We start from the raw sequence: 18,500 nt of genomic DNA, 5'->3' as shown, positions 1-18,500 counted from the left end.
GCGAAAATTATTTTTTTCCTTATTTTTTGGTTATTTTTAAAGTCAGTTTTAGAAACAAGGAAAATCAACTATTTGGGATTTTTCAAACAGCCTCAAATAAAGTCAGAAATTTTATAAAATTTTCGTTTTAAATAAAAAAGAAAGGTGGAGAAAAATGAGAATAAAAGTTCTGATTAAAACAAACAAAATACCAATTATTTATAGGCATAGGGTAATATCTCTTTTTAAAGAAGCTCTGAAAAAAGCAGATAAAGATTATAAAGAGTTTCTTTATAATGGTAAAATAACAAAGCCTTTTAGTTTTAATCTTCTTTTACCAAAAGAGAAAAAACCGGAAAAAGCCAAAATCCAAATAGATGAAAATTTTGTCATAGAAGACACAGTTTTTAATATAGAAGGAGGTTATCTTTCTTTATTTATTTCTGCTTTGGATTATAGATTTTTGATAAGTGTTTTTAATGGATTGAAAAGATTAAAAAATTTTGATTTTAGCTCTGATAAAAATATGTTAATAAATGGAGAAAAAATAGTATGGCAGATAGAAAAAGTTATATCATTAAATGAAAGACCTATAAAATCGGAGGATATAGTATTTAAAACAAATTCGCCAATAATAGTAGAAGATGAAAATGATAATCCGGTTTTATTTTCAGATAAAGATTTTGAGTTTCATCTAAATCAGATAACAGATAAAATTTTAAAATCTCCACATATAAAAGGTAAAGGCTTAGAAAAACCATTAAAATTTGAGCCTATCAAAATGGAGAAACAGGTTATAAAACATACATTAAAGGATTTTAGAGAAAAAACCGGAAAGCCAATAATGTATTTAACTTCAAACTCCGGAATATTCAGATTAACTGGACATCAGAAAGATTTAGAAATTTTATATAAAATCGGCATAGGCAATAGAACCGGTCAAGGCTTTGGTATGGTGGAGGTTCTTGGGTAATGAGATATTATTTAACCGGTAATTTTCAATATGACCTTGGAGTATATGGATTAAAAAAAATATTAGATTTCTTTGGAGAGCCTTATCAATCAGATGATTTTTATATAGAAATAGATAAAAAACCGGAAGAGATTTTAGAGCTAATTATATTAAGGTTAGTCTCTCAAAAATCCGGAAATTATTTTTTAGAAAAAGTAGCATCTACTTTATTTAAAGATGATAATAAAAAAGTTGAAAAAATTTTTAAAGAAAAAACGGTTTCTTTTATAGATTTAAATCTTGAAGAAGTTGTAAAAAATAAGAAAAATTTAAAAGATGTTATAAAAAATCTATCTTTACCAATCTATAAATTTTTATCTGAAAATCTCACGGAGAAAAGTTTTTCACAAAAAGATATAGAAGATATTCTTTGGAATAAAGCTGTAAATTTATTAAATAATATTCTTTTAAATTTTCAAGCAGATATGAATGTTAGAGGTGAGGATACTTTACAAAAAGCTATTAATAAATTGTATAAAGATATAGAAGATAAAACTTGCTCTTTTTGTCAGCAACATAAAGGGAAAAGAATAACAAGAGACACATTTTTCTTTGCTCCTGCTCAATTTAATGCTTTTTGGTTTGGCGAGCCGTCTATCTTTATATGTCCTTATTGCTTGGTATCTAATCTTGCTATTACTCAATCTTTTACCTTCTTGGGAAATGAGCTAAATGCTGTTGTGATTTATAGAACAAATTTAAATGATTTAGAAAATCTAAATGAAGGGCTTAAGATTTCGGATATTGGAGAGATTACAAAAAGAATTATTGATTATGAAAAATTAAAGCTAAAAAAAGATGGTTCTATTAAAGAGCTACAAATATTGGAATTTTATCTTGACTCTCAAAATCCTAAGTTGGATTTTTATTTTCTTACAGAAAAAACAATTAAAAATTTAATAAAATTGGAAAATGAGCTTGAAAAACTTTATACCAATTATAAAAACAGCCTTTTTGGATATGTAAAATCTAAAAAAGGATATGAGGTTGTAAATCTTTCAAAAGAAATATTAAATGCTATTGCGAATAATCAAAAATTAATAATATTGGTTCAAAAATTTTTAAAATTTGCATTAATGTCCGAAAATTTCAGACAAAAAAATGTCAAAAATCCACCGGTAAAAGGGTTTTATATAGATGTATTACTTTATATTTTAAAAATGCATTTTATCTTAGAGGAGGCTTTGGGTATGGATATGTATGATAGCTTTAAGGAATACGGACAGTTTTTAAGAGGAAGAGTTTATTCATCTTTATCGGAAGATGGAGATATAAATTGGAATACTTTCAATAATAAGATTATTTCGCTTGCTAATTCTTTCTTAGATGCTTCTAAGGGAACATTTGACCAGTTTATGGAAACTTTAACAAGAGTTATGATAAGTTATGATGCCCCGATAGATAGCAATCTATTAAGTATGATAAGAAAAGATAGTTATAAAGATATTGCAACAACTATTGCTCTTTCAGTAATGACAAGAAAACCGGAAGAGAAAGTTGAGAAGGAAAATGAAAAAACTGTAAAAGAGAATAGTTTGTAATGTATATAAATACTTGAGGTGTTAGTTATGAAGAGAACGCAGATATATTTAGATGAAGAAATTTATAAATATTTAAAAGAAGAAAGTTTGAAAACGGGCAAAACAATTTCAGAACTTATTAGAGAAAAGCTAAGAAAAGAGATTGACCAAAATAAGGAAACTCTTTTAAAAGCTATAAAAGAAGTGGCAGGTATATGGAGTTATCAAACTGATGATGTAGAAAATTTTTTAAGGAATTTGAGAAAAGGAGAAAGAGCTTTAAATAAAAAACATTATCCAATGATGGATAAAGAAGAACTTATGTAAATGGAGGTAAAAAAAGATGAAGCTTACAGGTGTTTTTGTTATTGAAACAGGAGTTGTAAATAGAGGAGATGGGTTAGGTAATATAGCTACAGTTAAGAAAATATCCACTCCGGAAGGTATAAAAGTTTTCTTTTCTCCGGTTTCTTACAAAAGAGCTTTATGGACAGCATTGCAAGGAAATAAAGGTTGGTCTATTCCTTTTGTTACAAAAGAAGGTGGGGTTGTCCAAAGAACCGGAACAATCATAGACAGCGAAGAATTTGATTTTGCCGGAACAATGATAGCAAAACCAAAATATGAAAGACCGGCAACTTTTTTAGTTGATAATGGAATATCAATTAATAATTATTTTGGAGATATGGAATTTATGACAAATATGGCAATCTCCAAATTATACGGAGAAAATGAAGCAAACATTATAAATAAAGAAAATTTTTACCGAATATATATTATGCCTTTTGGAATAGAAATTGACAGAGTTGGAGTTCAGGAAATATCTACCATAGACACAAAAATCAGCGAAAATGATAACTTAGAAGAAAAAATAAAGAAAATATATAAAGTTTTAGGTCTTGATAAAGAGCTATCAGAAGAGAAAATTAAAAACTGGCTTAATATTATTGAAACAATAGATTATGATAAAAATAAGAAAATAACAAAAATAATGCTAAAAAAAGAAGAAAGAAAAAAAAGAATTAAACAGCTACTGGAAGGAATGGGAGAGCTTGCTAAAAGAATAGAAGGCTCCGAAAGAAATTTAACTCCATTTTTCAGTGCTTTTTCTCTTGATTATATAGCACCAAAATATTTTATGATTATTAAAAAGTTTTTAAAAGAAAAATTATCCGAAGGTGGTTATTTGGATACAGAGGAACTATCACAACTGCTTGAAAGGTTTGCAAATTCCGAAGAAAAAATAATAAAAACAGCAGATTTTATGAATTATAATCAGGTTATAAATGAGCTTATAGAAGAAATATTTAAAGAGAGTTAAAAATGATAAGACTTGAAATATATCAGGAAACAGCACATTTTAGAATTCCATCGGTGGGAAATCCTTATCTAAGCTACCTACTCCCACCACCATCTACAATTTATGGTTTTTTAAGGGCAATAACAGATTATGAAAGTATAAATTTTGAAAATACAAAACTTTCTATCCAAGGTAGTTATAAAAGTATTTCTATTGAAAAAGAGCGATTAATCAAAATTCGTAAAGGTTCTTCAGAAAGAGATATTATACCAATCCAGAAACTCCACGAATGCAGATGGATTATTCATATAAAATCTCCATTTGAAGAAAAGATTATAAAAGCTATAAAATACTCTCCGAAAATTTTCAGACTTGGAAGACAAGAGGATTTAATAATAGATATCACTATTGAGGAAGGATTGGAAGAATTACCATTTAATAAATATGAAGATATTTATGAGGAAGAAACAAATATCTATTTAAAATGGGAGCAATCACAAGGTCAAGAAGGAAGTATTTTTAGTATGGCTCTTGATACCATCGTTGATGAAAATAAAAAGATAATTGATTATAAACCTGTTAATTTAATTTATACGAGAGCAGAAACCGGAGCAAAATATACAAATATCTTTGATGGTAAATATATAATCAGTTATATTTAAAGAGGTAGAAAAATTGTTAAATAACCACTTAAAAACACATCTTGCTAAATCTGATGGAACTACTATAAGAGAGCATATAGATGATTTATTTAAACAATTTAATATTTTTATTAATCATTATCCGGAAGTTTTGACAGAAAAAGAGAAAGAGCTTTTGAAAGTAGCTATTGAGTATCATGATTATGGAAAATTAAATAAACTTTTTCAGTGCAAACTTCCTGCAAATCCAAAATTAAAACCCGTTAAATGTAGCAAAGAAAAAGATGATAAAATACCCCACCAATATCTATCTCCATTATTCCTTGAAAATCTTAAAGATAAATTTAACCTTCAAGAGCTATCTATAATCATATACTCCATAATAAACCACCACGCCAGAGGTAGAGAATATTTAAATAATGTTGGTATAAAACTTTTAATTGATGAAATAGGAAAAAATATCTCCAATTTTTTCTCCCATATAGGAATAAATAGTTTAACTCCACAAACAGCCAATTTTTATAAAAAACGTTTTGAATATATTATTGATAACATAGGAGATATAAAAAAATTAAATGATAAATTGAAAAATAATGATAATTTTGTAAAATCAGTTATAAAAATATCCGGATTACTTATTAGGATAGACCATTCAGCTTCCGGAGAAGATTTGATAATAGAAGAAGAGCCTATAAAAGAAAATAGGGAAGATTTATTTTTAAATTATCTTGAAAAAAATAATAAACCGAGAAATTTAAGAGATTTTCAGAAAAAATTTAAAGATAGAGAGAATCTCGTTTTAGTAGCAGATACCGGACTTGGTAAAACAGGACTTGCTACATTATGGAGCAAAAGAAAAATGTTTTATGTATTACCAAATAGAACATCTACAAATGCAATGTTTGAGACAATGAAACAGATATTTGGTAAAGAAAAAGTAGGACTTTTACATTCAACCAGTTTATTTTATATTTTTGCCAATAAAGATACAGAAGATTTTACAATCCTTAGAGATTATGATAATACTAAAAATTTATCAAAACCTATTACAATATCTACTGCTGACCAGCTTTTTACAGCAGTTTTTAAATATCCAACTTATGAAAAAATATATGCCACTTTATCTTATTCTGATATAGTAATTGATGAAATTCAAGGTTTTGACCCATCTCAAATAGTTCCGATTTTAAAGCAGATAGAAGAAACAACAAAACTCGGAGCAAAATATCTCATAATAACGGCTACACTTCCACAGATAATAAAAGAAGAGCTTGAAAAACTCGGATTTGAAATAAAAACAGATGACCCATTAACAATAGATAATACAAAAAGGCATAAAATAGAAATCTTACAAAAAAATATTTTTGATATTTTAGATATTATTGTAGAAAAAGCAAAAAATAATAAAAATGTTCTTGTTTTGACAAATACGGTAAGCACAGCACAGGAAATATATAAAAATCTTGATTATAAAGATAAAAATCTTCTTCATAGCCGGTTTATATGGGAAGCAAGAAGAAAAAAAGAGGAACAAATAAAAAATGATTATCAGACAGCCAAAGGAAAAATCTGGGTATCAACACAGCTTGTAGAGGCTTCACTTGATATAGATTTTGATATTTTATTTACAGAAGTTGCACCGGCAGATAGTCTAATTCAAAGAATGGGAAGAATATGGAGACACAGAAAAGAAGATTATACCGGAGAACCAAATATTTATATACTTTCAGAAGTTGATGAAAAAAAAGATATATATGAAAAAGTTTTAAGAGATGAAAGTATAAAATTAATACAGCAATATTTGGATAAAGAAGGTTATCTACTTTCAAAAGAAAAAAGAAAAATTGTTGAAATTCTTTATTCAAGAGAAAATCTAAAAAGATTAAATTCTGAATATTTTGAAAAATGGAAAGAAGTTGAAAAGGTTTTAAATTCCAATTGGGATTATTTATTTAAAAAAGAAACACAACTTATTTTTAGAGATACATTTAGCTTTGAAGCTATTCCTTGTATATTCAAAGATAAAGTTGAAGATTTAATAAATAAATATAAAGAGCTAAAAAATATTCAGGATAAAGAAGAAAAAAGATTAAAAAGAATAGATATTTTAAGACAGATAAATGATTTAAAAGTTCCAATTCCGGTTTATTGGGTTTTAAATGAGAAAATAAAAGATAAAAATCCTTATGAAATTTTAGATAGGGATTTAGATATATATCTTCTTGCAAAATATTTTGTTTATGATGATGAGCTTGGTATTAGAATAGATAAAGAGATTTTAGGTAATTATCAATTTGATGAGGAGATTTTTATATAATCTATGATGGAAGAGATAAATTTTGAAGAGCTTAAAGTTAATGGAATAAAAGTTAATTATTATTTTATTTGTCAGAGGAAATTATGGCTTTTTGATAGGAAAATTTCTATGGAAGATAAATCTGATAAGGTTTTACTCGGTATTTTGCTTCATGAAGAAAGTTATAAAAGGGAAAATGCAAAGGAGATTTTAATAGATAATCTTATCTCTATTGATATAGTAGATAACCTTAATATAAGGGAAGTGAAATATTCGGACAAAATGGAAGAAGCAGATAAAATGCAGATTTTATATTATCTTTATTATCTTAAAAGACTTGGTATAGAAAAGAAAGGCATAATAAATTATCCAAAGCAGAAGAAAAAAGAATATATAGAGCTAACACCGGAATATGAAAAAAAGATAGAAGAAATTTTGGCAGAAATAAATAAAATTTTGAAAAAAGATAAGCCACCGACTGTTATAGATGCTCCTTATTGCAAAAAATGTGCATATTACGAATTTTGCTACGGGTGAAATATGGCAAGAAGATTTTATATTAATTCAAATGGTAGAATAAAAAGAGCTGAAAATACTATATATTTTGAAACAGAAAAAGATGGTGAAGTAATAAAAAAACCACTTGCTATAAATGATATAGATTCTATACATATATTTGGCGAAGTGGATTTTAATACAAAAGCTTTAAATTATCTTTCTCAATTTGATATTCCGGTTCATATTTACAATTATTATGGATTTTATTCCGGAAGTTTTTTGCCAAGAAAGAAAAATATTTCCGGATATTTATTAGTTGAGCAGGTAAAACACCATATAGATGAAGGAAAAAGACAATATCTTGCAATAAGCTTTATAGAAGGAGCAGTCCATCATATTTTAAGAAATTTAAGGAAAAATGATATAAATCCAAAAGATTATGAAGATATAGAAAAAGAACTTTTACCGAAAATTTTTAAAACAAAAATACCGGAAGAATTAATGGCAATAGAAGGAAACATAAGAGATAGATATTATCAACTTTTCAATAAAATTATAAAAAATGATGATTTCTTTATGGAAAAAAGAGAAAAAAGGCCACCAACCAACCCTATAAATGCCTTAATCAGCTTTGGAAACTCTGTTATGTATAACACCGTCTTGACAGAAATTTATAGAACACAGCTTGACCCTACAATTAGCTATCTACACTCACCACAAGAAAAAAGATTTTCCTTGTCCTTAGATTTATCGGAAATTTTTAAAACATTTATAATAGACCCAATTATATTTGGTCTAATTAATACAAAACAGATAACAAAACAAGATTTTGATGAGAATTTAAATTATGTTTATCTAAATGAAGAAGGAAGAAAAAAATTTTTAAAGGCTTATGAAGAGAGATTATCAAAAACAATAAAACATAGAAAATTAAAGAGAAATGTATCTTATGGATATTTAATAAGATTAGAATGCTACAAGCTAATAAAACATCTTATAGGAGATGAAGAATATAAACCATTTAAAGCTTGGTGGTAAATATGTATGTGATTATCACTTATGATATAACCGATGATAAAAGGTTAAATAAGGTCAGAAAGATTTTAAGAAAATATCTTTATTGGACGCAACTTTCAACTTTTGAAGGTGAAATATCAGAGGGAAAACTTTCAAAATGCATGGCAGAAGTTAATAATGTTATAGAAATAAAAGAAGATAGTGTTTATGTTTATAAGGTAGAAAATCCGAAGAATTTAGAAAAAAATGTTTTAGGAATAGAAAAAGGTCATATAGACAATTTTTTATGATATAATATTTTTGTTACTTGGCAACAGAATAAAAGGATAGGCTTTCTTTCTTATTTTTAAGGAGAAAGATAAGTCTATTAATCAAACGCTGTTTTATTTTTTGAAAAATTTTGCATTTTCAACAGAAAATATATTTCTGCTTGACTTGGCTTGTATCAATGATTAGCGAGAATATAACAGAAAATATATTTGCATTATTAAAGGTTCAATGCAAAAAATATTAATTTCCGGTTATTCGGTTTTAAACTAATTTTTGCTAAAAACCTCTTGACAAAATTAAAAAATTTCATTATTATTTTTTACATAAAAATTGACGGGTTTTATCTGAACTATGTGGGATAGAAAGATAGATGTTTGTTTTTTCAGTCATTGTCAGACTGGAGAGTTTTATCTGAACTATGTGGGATAGAAAGATAGATGTTTGTTTTTTCAGTCATTGTCAGACTGGAGAGTTTTATCTGAACTATGTGGGATAGAAAGATAGATGTTTGTTTTTTCAGTCATTGTCAGACTGGAGAGTTTTATCTGAACTATGTGGGATAGAAAGATAGATGTTTGTTTTTTCAGTCATTGTCAGACTGGAGAGTTTTATCTGAACTATGTGGGATAGAAAGGACTGTTTTCACGTGAATAATCATCCCACTTCCAATTGTTTTATCTGAACTATGTGGGATAGAAAGCTTTTTATATCAAATTAGTCCGACCTCGGACTATTTTGTTTTATCTGAACTATGTGGGATAGAAAGTTAGAAATGTGGCTTTAAATCAAGGTTTGTAAGAAGGGGTTTTATCTGAACTATGTGGGATAGAAAGCTTACTACATATTCCGAGTCAGAATACAAATCAACTTGTTTTATCTGAACTATGTGGGATAGAAAGCAAAAGTTACGAAAAATTTAAATTCATAGTATTCCAGTTTTATCTGAACTATGTGGGATAGAAAGTTAATACAGGACTAAAAACTTTGTGAGCTACTTCAAGTTTTATCTGAACTATGTGGGTACCTTGCCAATTTTTATAGATGGTAAAATAAGAGAGGTAAAACTTGCAACAAGCATTATTCCACCGCTAAATGCTAAGCTAACATCAAGCCACCAATCCGGAAATTTTTTAAATATAACGGCAAAAAACAGAACCTAATGCAGTTGTAAATGTTATAAACAATGCAGCGTATATAATAAATTTTTCCATTTTTAAAACTCCCTCCGATAAGGAGGGAGATAATTTTTTTAATATTTTCTTTCTTGTGGTTGATATTTTGTTATTCTTACTTCTGAGTATTCTACTTTAGGACCTTCAGGAGTGTAATATGCAAGGGAGTGTTTGAGGAAATTTTCATCATCTCTGTTAGGATAATCTCTTCTTGCATGGGCTCCTCTACTTTCTTTTCTAAGGACAGCAGTTACTGCAATTGCTTCTGCTAAATCTAATAGATATCCAAGCTCTATATAATTAATTAAAGCAGTATTAAATAATCTTCCACTATCTCCCGGAGCTAATAATTTGTATCTTTCTTTTAACTCTTTTATCTTTTCTATTGCTTCTAACATAGGTTTTTCTTCTCTAAATATACCTACTTTGTCCCACATAGTCTGTGCCATTTCCATTCTTATATTATTTATATTTTCTTTGCTTTCTTTTCTGAGTAGCTCTTCTATCTCTTTTCTTGCTCTTTCTTCTTCTGCTTTGAGGTTATAATTGCTTTCGGATTTATTTCTTGCATATTCTACTGCTGCTGCTCCGGCAGGTTTTCCAAATACTACTAAATCAAGTAATGAGTTTCCACCTAATCTGTTTGCTCCGTGAACAGATACACAAGCACATTCACCAACTGCAAATACGCCATTGACACCTGTCATACTTGTTTTGTAATCTCTAACATCTATACCACCCATAGAATAATGGGCTGTTGGTCTTACAGGAATTGGTTCTTCTATAGGGTCAACTCCTTCAAAATCTATACAAAGTTGTCTTATTTGAGGAAGTTTCTTTTTGATTTTTTCAGCACCAAGATGTCTAAGGTCAAGATGGACATAAGCCATCATACCTTCTCCCCATCCTCTTCCTTCTAAAATTTCCGTTTCTATAGACCTTGCTACTAAATCTCTTGGTGCAAGTTCCATCTTTTGAGGAGCATATCTTGCCATAAATCTTTCGCCTTTGTTATTTATTAGATATCCACCTTCACCTCTTGCTCCTTCTGTTACCAATATACCGGTTGAACGAAGCCCTGTTGGATGGAATTGGACAAATTCCATATCTTTAAGAGGAATACCTGCTCTATAACATATTGCCATTCCATCACCGGTTGAACCGATAGCATTTGTATTTCTTACCCAATAAACCCTTGCATATCCACCGGTTGCAAAGATAATAGCTTTTGCTGCTATTGCATGGACTTCACCATTTCTTATATCTATTGCTATTACACCTTTAGCTTCATTATTGTCAATAATAAGTTCTTTTACAAACCATTCATTTAAAAATTCAACATCATTTTTTAAGCATTGTTCATATAATGTATGTAATATAACGTGTCCTGTTTTATCTGCTGCATAACATGTTCTTGGAAATCCTGCACCACCAAAAGGTCTCTGGGCTATTCTTCCATCTTCAAGTCTTGAAAAAGGAACTCCAAGATGTTCAAGTTCATATATTCTTTTTGGAGCTTCATAACACATAAATTCAATTGCATCTTGGTCTCCAAGATAATCACTACCTTTTATTGTGTCAAAAGTATGAACTTCCGGATTGTCAGAAGGGTCAACATTTGCAAGGGCTGCATTTATACCACCCTGTGCCGCTCCGGTATGAGAGCGGGTTGGATAAACCTTTGTTATTACTCCAATTTTTAAATCCTTTGCTTTACTTGCTTCAAGGGCAGCCATTAAACCGGCACCACCGGCTCCTACAATTAAAACATCATACTTTAACATTTTTTATGCCTCCTTCTGTTTTATAAAACATTGTTTTATTATAAAACAATAAAAAAATATTTTCTATAGTTTTTGTAACTTTTTATTATTTTGAAAAGGAAGATTTTTTCGGATTTGATAAATAGGTTAAAAATTAACTGCCAATTTATCCGGATTATAAATTTCAGATGCATATTTTAAAGAGATAGCTTTTTCTGATAGTAATGTTCTGACAAATTCTGCATTTAATCTATGTCCGCCTTTGAAAGATAAAATTTCTGCTATTAATGGATATCCAAGAAGATATAAATCACCGATTAAATCAAGAACTTTATGTCTAACCGGTTCATCTTCAAATCTAAGCCCTTCTGCATTTAAAACTTTATCATTACTAAATACGACAGCATTTTCAAGAGAGCCACCTTTTGCAAGACCAATACTTTTGAGATATTCCACTTCTTCTAAAAAGCAATAAGTTCTTGCTGTGTAAACTCCCATAAATGAATCTTTGTTGTCAGCTACATAAGTAAAAGATTTATTCCCTATTATATTGTTATTATATTCTGCTTTGTATGTTACTTTTAAATTATCAGATGGCTTTGCTTCTATATATTTATCTCCAAGTTCTACTTTTATATATCTATCCAAAACTGCATAAATTTTTTCTTCATTTAATGTTAATATTCCGGCTTCTTTTATTTTATCTACAAAACCTTTGCTACTACCATCTAAAATAGGCATTTCTTCATTATCTATTTCTATATATAAATTATCTATACCGGTAAAATATAATGCGGCTAAAAGATGCTCTACTGTTTTTACAGATACTTCATCTTTATATAAAGATGTAGCAAAATCAAAAGAATGGGCATACTCAATTTTTGCAGGAATGATAACATCTTTTCTTATAAAATTTATACCTTCATTTTCTTTTGCCGGTATTAATCTTATTTTTGTTATCTCACCGGAATGGACTCCTATTCCTTTTATCTCAATCTCATTCTTTATAGTCCTTTGAAATTGACAAATCATTTAACTCTTCCTTATTAATTTAGTTTAAAATTATTGATGCAAATTTTATGCCATTTAAAAATATTTGTAGAAACTGCATATATTTTAATGTAGCTTTTGCATTTTTGCAAAAATACCAAAAGTTGAGGTAAGTGATTTGATAGATATAGAATATCTAAATGAGAGGGCAACAAAGATAAAATCTACTTTAAAAAAATTAAAACAGATAATAGATTTTGGAGAAGAAACATTTATAAAAACACCAATGTATCCGGATAGAACTAAATATTATCTAATGCTTTTATATGATGAGCTTGAAAAAGTAGCCTGTCATTTGCTTAAAATAAAAGAAAATTGTTTGCAAAAACTGACAGAAGAGCAATTATTTTCTGCAAAATTAACAAGAACATTTTTAGATTTAATCCATCTAAGAGAAAAATTATTTCAGGAAAATTTTAGCTATTCAGACAAAGAATTATACAGCTTTACAAAAGAGTTATACACAACTCTTGATAATTTATTTTTAAAAGAGCTTGCAACAGTAGTAAAAGAACTTAAAGAAAAAGAGCCTAAATTTGCAATTAATATAAATGTAAAAAAATTTAATCAATACCTTAATGCAATAAACTCTTCACTTCACAAATTGAAAACATTTCAAAATTATAAAGAAGAAGAGTTTAAAAATAGTAGTTATGCAATAGATAGGACAAGATATTATCTTGTAATGATTATAGATAGTATAAACTGGATATGCCGACATATTGTAAGGCAGGCAAATTTAAAACTATCTTCTAACTGCTTACAAACCCTTGCAGAAAACAATTTTATATCAGAAGAAACAGGTAAAAATTTGCAGGAAATAGTATCTTTAAAAGATATACTTGCAGACCCAACAAAAGAGATAGATACTGCTAAATTATATGAGATTTTGATAAATATAAAAGATTACTCTATGCAGTTTTTAAAAGAAGTTATCAAAAAAATAAAAGGCGAAAATCTTTAATTTATTTTAATCAAATCTTCATAATCCTTTAATCTTCTTGCTGTAATATTTTATCAAATAAATTTGGAGGTAAAAGATTATGCTAAAGCAGGATTTAGAACTTCAATTTAAAACAATTAAATTTGTTTGTAAATGTGGAAACACAATAACAGAAACATTGCTTGTATGGAACAAAACCGGATTTTTAGATATAAAATGTCCGGTATGTAATCTTAGAATAACAAAAACTATTGATTTTGATGATTTGGATGGTTTTGATTATAAAATTACCTTAGAATGAGAAAGGATTTCTGATGCTACCTAATAAATCCTTTACTCCTTTGTATTTACCGGAGCATATATTGTCTTTTTCAAGCATATAATATTGGTCTTTTGTGATAGGTGCCTGTGGCAAAATTGAAGATATCTCTGCTATTGGTTTAAAAAATATTCTCGGGACAGGGATAACTAATCTTTTTATTCCTATATATCTTAAAGCAAAATCAAAAAGCTCTTTATAATTGATTATTTTATCTCCACAAAGTTCAAAAATCTCATTTTTTATATCTGTTTTTACTGCTTTAATATAACAATCTCTTACATCTAATATATGAACCGGCTGAACCTTAGCATCTACCGGTGCTAAAAATATAGGTGTAATTTTTGCAAATTTTTTAAAATCTTCAAATAATTTTTGCTCTTTGCCCATAATAATTGAAGGTCTAAAAATCACATAATCTAAACCGGATTCTATCAGATATTTTTCCGCTTTTGCTTTTGTTTGTTGGTATTTACTTTTTGAGTTTATATCTGCTCCAAGGGCTGACATCTGGATAAATTTTTTAATTTTTATATTTTTTGCTCCATCTATCAATTTTTTTGAATATTCAAAATGAACTTTTTCAAAAGTAGCCCCATTTTCTTCTTTTAATATACCGAGTAGATTAATTACAATATCCGGATTTTGCTCTATAACAATATCTTTTAGGTTTTCTTTAAATTGGATAGGTATTATATTGTCTTTTTTATATAATCTATTTATTTTTTCTACATTGCGGACAGGTAATATTATAGTGTAATCATCTGCCAAAGCATCTACTATATACCTGCCTACAAATCCGGTTCCACCGGTTATTAATATTCTCATATTTCCACCATTTTTTCAATTGTTAATCTTACACTTTCTCCGAGGGCTTTTAGGTTATAACCACCTTCTAACATAAATAAAAACGGCACATCAGCAGTTTTTAAAATAGCTTCTACAATGGCTCCTATTCCTTCTGTAGATACTTCAAGGTATGTAAGCGGGTCATCTTTATGCAAATCATATCCTGCCGATACAAGTATTATATCCGGTTTAAAATCTTTTACAAGCTCAGGTAATAGATTTTGATATATATCTAAATACAGTTCATCACCTGTGCCGGCAGGTAAAGGGACATTATAGGTGTATCCATAACCTTTTCCGGCTCCTTTTTCATCTTTTGAGCCGGTTCCGGGATAAAATGGATATTCATGGGTGCTAAAATAAAATACGGTGTCATCTTCATAAAAAGCCCTTTGGGTTCCATTGCCGTGATGGGCATCAAAATCTATAATAAAAACCTTCTCATAACCTTTTGTTTGTGCATATCTTGCGGCTATGGCTATATTATTAAATATACAAAAACCCATAGCATTAGATTTTTCAGCATGGTGCCCCGGTGGTCTTACAGCTGCAAAAACTCTCTCAACTTTTCCTTCTTTTATTTTATCAATTGCTTCAAGTCCTGCACCTACTGCATAAGTTGCAGCTTCATAAGATAGCTCACTTACCTTTGTATCAGGGTCAAGATAGCCACCACCTGCACTGCAAAAATCCATAATTTCCTGCGGATAATATGTATCATGTATTAATGTTATCTCTTTTACGGTGGCTTTTCTCGGAGATATAAAAATAAGCTTATCTTTTAAATCTTTTATATGCTCATTTATAGATATTAACCTTTCTTTTCTTTCAGGATGTCCTTCACCGGTATCATGTTTTAAATAAATATCATCATAAATATATCCAACCTTAGCCATTTTTAGCTCCTTTTATATTGTTTTATAAAAAAAAATAATGATGAAAACTAAAAAATCAAGTATAATTTTATGTAAAAATCTTTTTATTCAGGGGAAATTTAAAATGGATTTTGAAGTTTTAAATTGGATACAAGAACCGGTTTTGGTGATAGACAAAGATTTTAATGTTGTTTTTATGAATAAAAAAGCAGTAGAAATTTACGGAGAAACAGATAAAAAATATTGTTATGAAATATCACATTATTTTAATCAACCCTGTTTTCATTTTAAAGAACATCCTTGCCCTGTAAATGAGATGTTAAAATCAGGAAAAAATCATTATGGAGTTATTCATAAACATTATACAGAGGAAGGTACTAAATATTTTTATGTTTTAGCTTCCCGTGAGGGTGATTATTTTGTAGAGTTTCATATAGATTTAGATGAAATCTTTAAAAAAGAAGATATAATTTTTGATTTTCAGATAGTAAGACCAATATTTGAAGAAGGAAAAGTTGTTGCATTTTTATGGAAAAATGAGCAAAACTGGCCTGTTGCATTTGTTTCCACTAATGTAGAAGATATAGTTGGATTCACTGCTGAAGATTTTACAGAAGGAAAAATCTTATATGCTGATTTAATTCATCCACAAGATTTAGAAAGAGTAGCAAAGGAAGTTGAAGAAGGTATAAGAGAAAAGAAGAAATTCTGGATACATAAACCTTATAGATTAAAAACTAAAAAAGGTAATTTTGTATGGATTTTAGACCAAACTACTCCTGTATATGATGAAAATGGAAATATAACATCTTTCTTTGGATTTATCATTGATATTACAAGAGAAGTAAGATTACAAAGATTATATAAAGCACTTAGGAATGTAAATAAAGCGATTATAAGCGTCTTAACGGAAGAAGAACTTTATAAAGTAATATGTGAAGCCTTGGTAAAAGAACTTGATATAAAATTTGTATGGATAGGAGTGCCTGATAAAGAAACAAATCTTTTTAAAACCATTTATAAATGCGGTGAAGAAGAGGGATATTTAGATGTTATAAAAGTAGCAGTAGGAGAAAATCTGCCGGAAGGAAGAGGACCAACAGGTTTAGCATTCAGAACAGGTAATATTATTATAAATCCGGATACTAAAACCACAGAGTTTATGAAACCTTGGAAAGAAGAGATGCTCAAAAGAAATTTCCTCTCTTCTGCATCTATACCTATTAAAAAGAATGATAAAGTAGTAGCAACTTTAAATATATATGCCACAGAACCATTTTATTTTGAAGAAGAAAATAAAACCATATTAGAAGAACTACAATCTGATTTACAATTTGCTATTGAAAAGATAGAAACTATAAGAAATAGCATAATCTTAAATCAAGCAATAAAAAATTCTTCTCAATGGGTTGTTAGTACAGATGAAAATGGAAATATAGAGTATGTTAATGATTATGTTTGTGAAATTACAGGATACACAAAAGAAGAATTAATAGGAAAAAATCCAAGAATTTTCAAATCAGGATATCAAGATAAGGAATTTTATGAAGAGTTATGGAATACAATAAAAAATGAAAAAGAGTTTGATGGAATCTTTGTAAATAGAAAAAAAGATGGAGATTTATTTTATCTTGATGAAAAAATTATACCTGTAAAACTTCCTAATGGTTCTTTAAAATTTATAAGTATAGGCAAAGATATAACAAAAGAAAGAGTTTTATCTGAAGAAAATGAAAGATTAAGATATTATGATGTAGTAACTAATCTTTATAATTTTGTAGGCTTTCAAATGCAAGTGGCAGATTATATAATCAAAAATCCGAATAACCTATCTGCATTAATCTTGATAGATATTTATAATTTCTCCGTTATTAATAAAAAATATGGGGTAGAGGTTGGAGATGAGATTTTAAAATATTTAGCAGATATATTAAATAAACATTTTAAAAAAGATAATATTATAGGAAGAACCAGTTCAGACGAGTTTGGAATATTTTTAAAAGATATAGAAAATAAAAATAATTTACCTTTGATAATTGAGAGATTAAAAACTATTTTAAATGAAAAATTAGCATTTAAATTAGATGGTGAGAAAATCTTTATAAGATATAACATAGGTATATCAATTTATCCTGACGATGGAAAAAATTTTAAAGAAATAATGGAAAGTGCAAGTATAGCATTAAAATATGCAAAAGAAGAAGGGGAAAATGTTATAAGATTTCATAGTAAAGAGATGGAAGAGAAAATAGAATCCCTATTTAAAGCAGAAAATGTACTTCAAAAAGCAGTAGAAAAAGATTTATTTATATTCCATTATCAACCATATTTTGATACAAAAACAGGCAAAATAGCAGGGTTTGAATCACTTGTTAGAATAAAAGATGAAGATGGAAAAATATATTATCCTAAAGATTTTATAGATTTACTTGAACAATCTGAATATTTAAATTCATTTAAAAAATGGGCATTAAAAGAGGTTTCTGAAAAGATAAAAAAATGGAATATACCTATAAGTGTTAATATATCTGCAAGGTCTTTTAAAAATCCTTCATTTGCACAGGAAGTATTGGAGCATGCAAAAGGTTTACCTGCTCCTATGGTTTTAGAGATAACCGAAAGATTATATATGGATAATCCGGAGCAATCAAAACAGATTATAGAAGAACTAAAAAAATGCAAAAACATAAGAATATCCATAGATGATTTTGGAACCGGATATTCATCACTTTCTTATCTAAAAGATTTAAATGCAGATGTTATAAAAATAGATATATCCTTTGTAAGAAAGATGTTAGAAGATGAAAAAACAAGAATAATAGTAGAAATGATTATAACTCTTGCAGATAAATTTGGAATGAAAACTGTAGCAGAAGGAGTAGAAACAAAAGAGCAGTATGATATGTTAAAAGAAATGGATGCTGATTATATTCAAGGATTTTATCTTGCAAAACCAATGACGGAAGAAGAAGCAGAAAAATTATTAAGGAGGTAGG

General features: G+C 28.2%; 17 protein-coding genes and 1 CRISPR repeat array. Of the genes, 13 read left to right on the top strand and 4 right to left on the bottom strand.

The annotated features are described in order from the left end of the window. Positions 1 to 154 precede the first annotated feature (154 nt). From cas6 to QOR43_RS08630, 10 genes are all read left to right on the top strand, one after another. Complete coding sequence (cas6, locus tag QOR43_RS07045; protein ID WP_265134824.1) at positions 155 to 952, top strand: CRISPR-associated endoribonuclease Cas6; 798 nt, start codon at positions 155 to 157, stop codon at positions 950 to 952. After that, positions 952 to 2,532 (top strand): hypothetical protein, encoded by a 1,581-nt coding sequence (locus tag QOR43_RS07040; protein WP_265134825.1) that lies wholly within the window; start codon positions 952 to 954, stop codon positions 2,530 to 2,532. The genes cas6 and QOR43_RS07040 overlap by 1 nt, the downstream gene beginning before the upstream one ends. A gap of 27 nt (positions 2,533 to 2,559) precedes the next feature. Next, on the top strand, positions 2,560 to 2,838 hold the full coding sequence (locus tag QOR43_RS07035; RefSeq protein ID WP_265134826.1) for a ribbon-helix-helix domain-containing protein: 279 nt from the start codon (positions 2,560 to 2,562) through the stop codon (positions 2,836 to 2,838). A gap of 16 nt (positions 2,839 to 2,854) precedes the next feature. After that, positions 2,855 to 3,832: a type I-B CRISPR-associated protein Cas7/Cst2/DevR gene (gene cas7i, locus QOR43_RS07030; protein ID WP_265134827.1), complete on the top strand. Its 978-nt coding sequence runs from the start codon at positions 2,855 to 2,857 to the stop codon at positions 3,830 to 3,832. Between the two features lie 2 nt (positions 3,833 to 3,834). After that, a complete protein-coding gene (gene cas5 / locus QOR43_RS07025; RefSeq protein ID WP_265134829.1) occupies positions 3,835 to 4,473 on the top strand; it encodes a CRISPR-associated protein Cas5 in 639 nt (212 codons plus the stop codon). 13 nt (positions 4,474 to 4,486) lie between these two features. Continuing rightward, positions 4,487 to 6,769, top strand: a complete 2,283-nt coding sequence (gene cas3, locus QOR43_RS07020) for a CRISPR-associated helicase Cas3' (protein WP_265134830.1) — start codon at positions 4,487 to 4,489, stop codon at positions 6,767 to 6,769. 3 nt (positions 6,770 to 6,772) lie between these two features. Next, positions 6,773 to 7,285 (top strand): CRISPR-associated protein Cas4, encoded by a 513-nt coding sequence (gene cas4, locus QOR43_RS07015; protein ID WP_265134831.1) that lies wholly within the window; start codon positions 6,773 to 6,775, stop codon positions 7,283 to 7,285. Between the two features lie 3 nt (positions 7,286 to 7,288). Then, positions 7,289 to 8,284 (top strand): type I-B CRISPR-associated endonuclease Cas1b, encoded by a 996-nt coding sequence (gene cas1b / locus QOR43_RS07010; protein WP_265134832.1) that lies wholly within the window; start codon positions 7,289 to 7,291, stop codon positions 8,282 to 8,284. A 2-nt stretch (positions 8,285 to 8,286) separates the two neighbouring features. Beyond that, a complete protein-coding gene (gene cas2, locus QOR43_RS07005) occupies positions 8,287 to 8,553 on the top strand; it encodes a CRISPR-associated endonuclease Cas2 (protein ID WP_265134833.1) in 267 nt (88 codons plus the stop codon). Between the two features lie 317 nt (positions 8,554 to 8,870). Further along, positions 8,871 to 9,497: a CRISPR direct-repeat array (repeat unit 29 nt; unit sequence GTTTTATCTGAACTATGTGGGATAGAAAG). A 61-nt stretch (positions 9,498 to 9,558) separates the two neighbouring features. Further along, positions 9,559 to 9,693 (top strand): hypothetical protein, encoded by a 135-nt coding sequence (locus tag QOR43_RS08630; protein ID WP_425609138.1) that lies wholly within the window; start codon positions 9,559 to 9,561, stop codon positions 9,691 to 9,693. Between the two features lie 89 nt (positions 9,694 to 9,782). On the opposite strand, the gene sdhA is transcribed toward QOR43_RS08630, so the two are convergent. Then, the gene (sdhA, locus tag QOR43_RS07000) at positions 9,783 to 11,489 is read right to left on the bottom strand and encodes a succinate dehydrogenase flavoprotein subunit (protein WP_265134834.1); all 1,707 of its coding nucleotides are present in this window, start codon (positions 11,487 to 11,489) and stop codon (positions 9,783 to 9,785) included. A 126-nt stretch (positions 11,490 to 11,615) separates the two neighbouring features. Next, positions 11,616 to 12,500 (bottom strand): UDP-3-O-acyl-N-acetylglucosamine deacetylase, encoded by an 885-nt coding sequence (gene lpxC, locus QOR43_RS06995; protein ID WP_265134835.1) that lies wholly within the window; start codon positions 12,498 to 12,500, stop codon positions 11,616 to 11,618. 136 nt (positions 12,501 to 12,636) lie between these two features. On the opposite strand from lpxC, the gene QOR43_RS06990 reads away from it, so the two are divergent. Then, positions 12,637 to 13,482, top strand: coding sequence for a DUF86 domain-containing protein (locus tag QOR43_RS06990; RefSeq protein WP_265134836.1), 846 nt, complete (start codon positions 12,637 to 12,639; stop codon positions 13,480 to 13,482). Between the two features lie 79 nt (positions 13,483 to 13,561). Then, on the top strand, positions 13,562 to 13,762 hold the full coding sequence (locus QOR43_RS06985) for a hypothetical protein (RefSeq protein ID WP_265134837.1): 201 nt from the start codon (positions 13,562 to 13,564) through the stop codon (positions 13,760 to 13,762). Here the strand turns inward: QOR43_RS06985 and QOR43_RS06980 are convergent. Continuing rightward, on the bottom strand, positions 13,754 to 14,608 hold the full coding sequence (locus QOR43_RS06980) for a complex I NDUFA9 subunit family protein (RefSeq protein ID WP_265134838.1): 855 nt from the start codon (positions 14,606 to 14,608) through the stop codon (positions 13,754 to 13,756). The genes QOR43_RS06985 and QOR43_RS06980 overlap by 9 nt on opposite strands. Next, positions 14,605 to 15,525, bottom strand: a complete 921-nt coding sequence (locus QOR43_RS06975) for a histone deacetylase family protein (RefSeq protein ID WP_265134839.1) — start codon at positions 15,523 to 15,525, stop codon at positions 14,605 to 14,607. Before QOR43_RS06975 ends, QOR43_RS06980 begins: the two co-directional genes overlap by 4 nt. A gap of 103 nt (positions 15,526 to 15,628) precedes the next feature. Here QOR43_RS06975 and QOR43_RS06970 point away from each other — a divergent pair, with 103 nt between their 5' ends. Further along, complete coding sequence (locus tag QOR43_RS06970) at positions 15,629 to 18,499, top strand: EAL domain-containing protein (protein WP_283571458.1); 2,871 nt, start codon at positions 15,629 to 15,631, stop codon at positions 18,497 to 18,499. The last annotated feature ends 1 nt before the right edge of the window (position 18,500 follow it).

Source organism: Venenivibrio stagnispumantis (assembly GCF_900182795.1).
GTDB lineage: Bacteria > Aquificota > Aquificia > Aquificales > Hydrogenothermaceae > Venenivibrio > Venenivibrio stagnispumantis.
This window is presented reverse-complemented; position numbering and strand designations above follow the sequence as displayed.

Coding starts and splice junctions, on each gene's coding strand:
- QOR43_RS06970 (WP_283571458.1), top strand. CDS start 15,629: ATGGATTTTGAAGTTTTAAATTGGATACAAGAACCGGTTTTGGTGATA.
- QOR43_RS07040 (WP_265134825.1), top strand. CDS start 952: ATGAGATATTATTTAACCGGTAATTTTCAATATGACCTTGGAGTATAT.
- cas5 (WP_265134829.1), top strand. CDS start 3,835: ATGATAAGACTTGAAATATATCAGGAAACAGCACATTTTAGAATTCCA.
- cas6 (WP_265134824.1), top strand. CDS start 155: ATGAGAATAAAAGTTCTGATTAAAACAAACAAAATACCAATTATTTAT.
- cas2 (WP_265134833.1), top strand. CDS start 8,287: ATGTATGTGATTATCACTTATGATATAACCGATGATAAAAGGTTAAAT.
- QOR43_RS06985 (WP_265134837.1), top strand. CDS start 13,562: ATGCTAAAGCAGGATTTAGAACTTCAATTTAAAACAATTAAATTTGTT.
- cas1b (WP_265134832.1), top strand. CDS start 7,289: ATGGCAAGAAGATTTTATATTAATTCAAATGGTAGAATAAAAAGAGCT.
- lpxC (WP_265134835.1), bottom strand. CDS start 12,500: ATGATTTGTCAATTTCAAAGGACTATAAAGAATGAGATTGAGATAAAA.
- cas7i (WP_265134827.1), top strand. CDS start 2,855: ATGAAGCTTACAGGTGTTTTTGTTATTGAAACAGGAGTTGTAAATAGA.
- QOR43_RS07035 (WP_265134826.1), top strand. CDS start 2,560: ATGAAGAGAACGCAGATATATTTAGATGAAGAAATTTATAAATATTTA.
- QOR43_RS06980 (WP_265134838.1), bottom strand. CDS start 14,608: ATGAGAATATTAATAACCGGTGGAACCGGATTTGTAGGCAGGTATATA.
- sdhA (WP_265134834.1), bottom strand. CDS start 11,489: ATGTTAAAGTATGATGTTTTAATTGTAGGAGCCGGTGGTGCCGGTTTA.
- QOR43_RS06975 (WP_265134839.1), bottom strand. CDS start 15,525: ATGGCTAAGGTTGGATATATTTATGATGATATTTATTTAAAACATGAT.
- cas4 (WP_265134831.1), top strand. CDS start 6,773: ATGATGGAAGAGATAAATTTTGAAGAGCTTAAAGTTAATGGAATAAAA.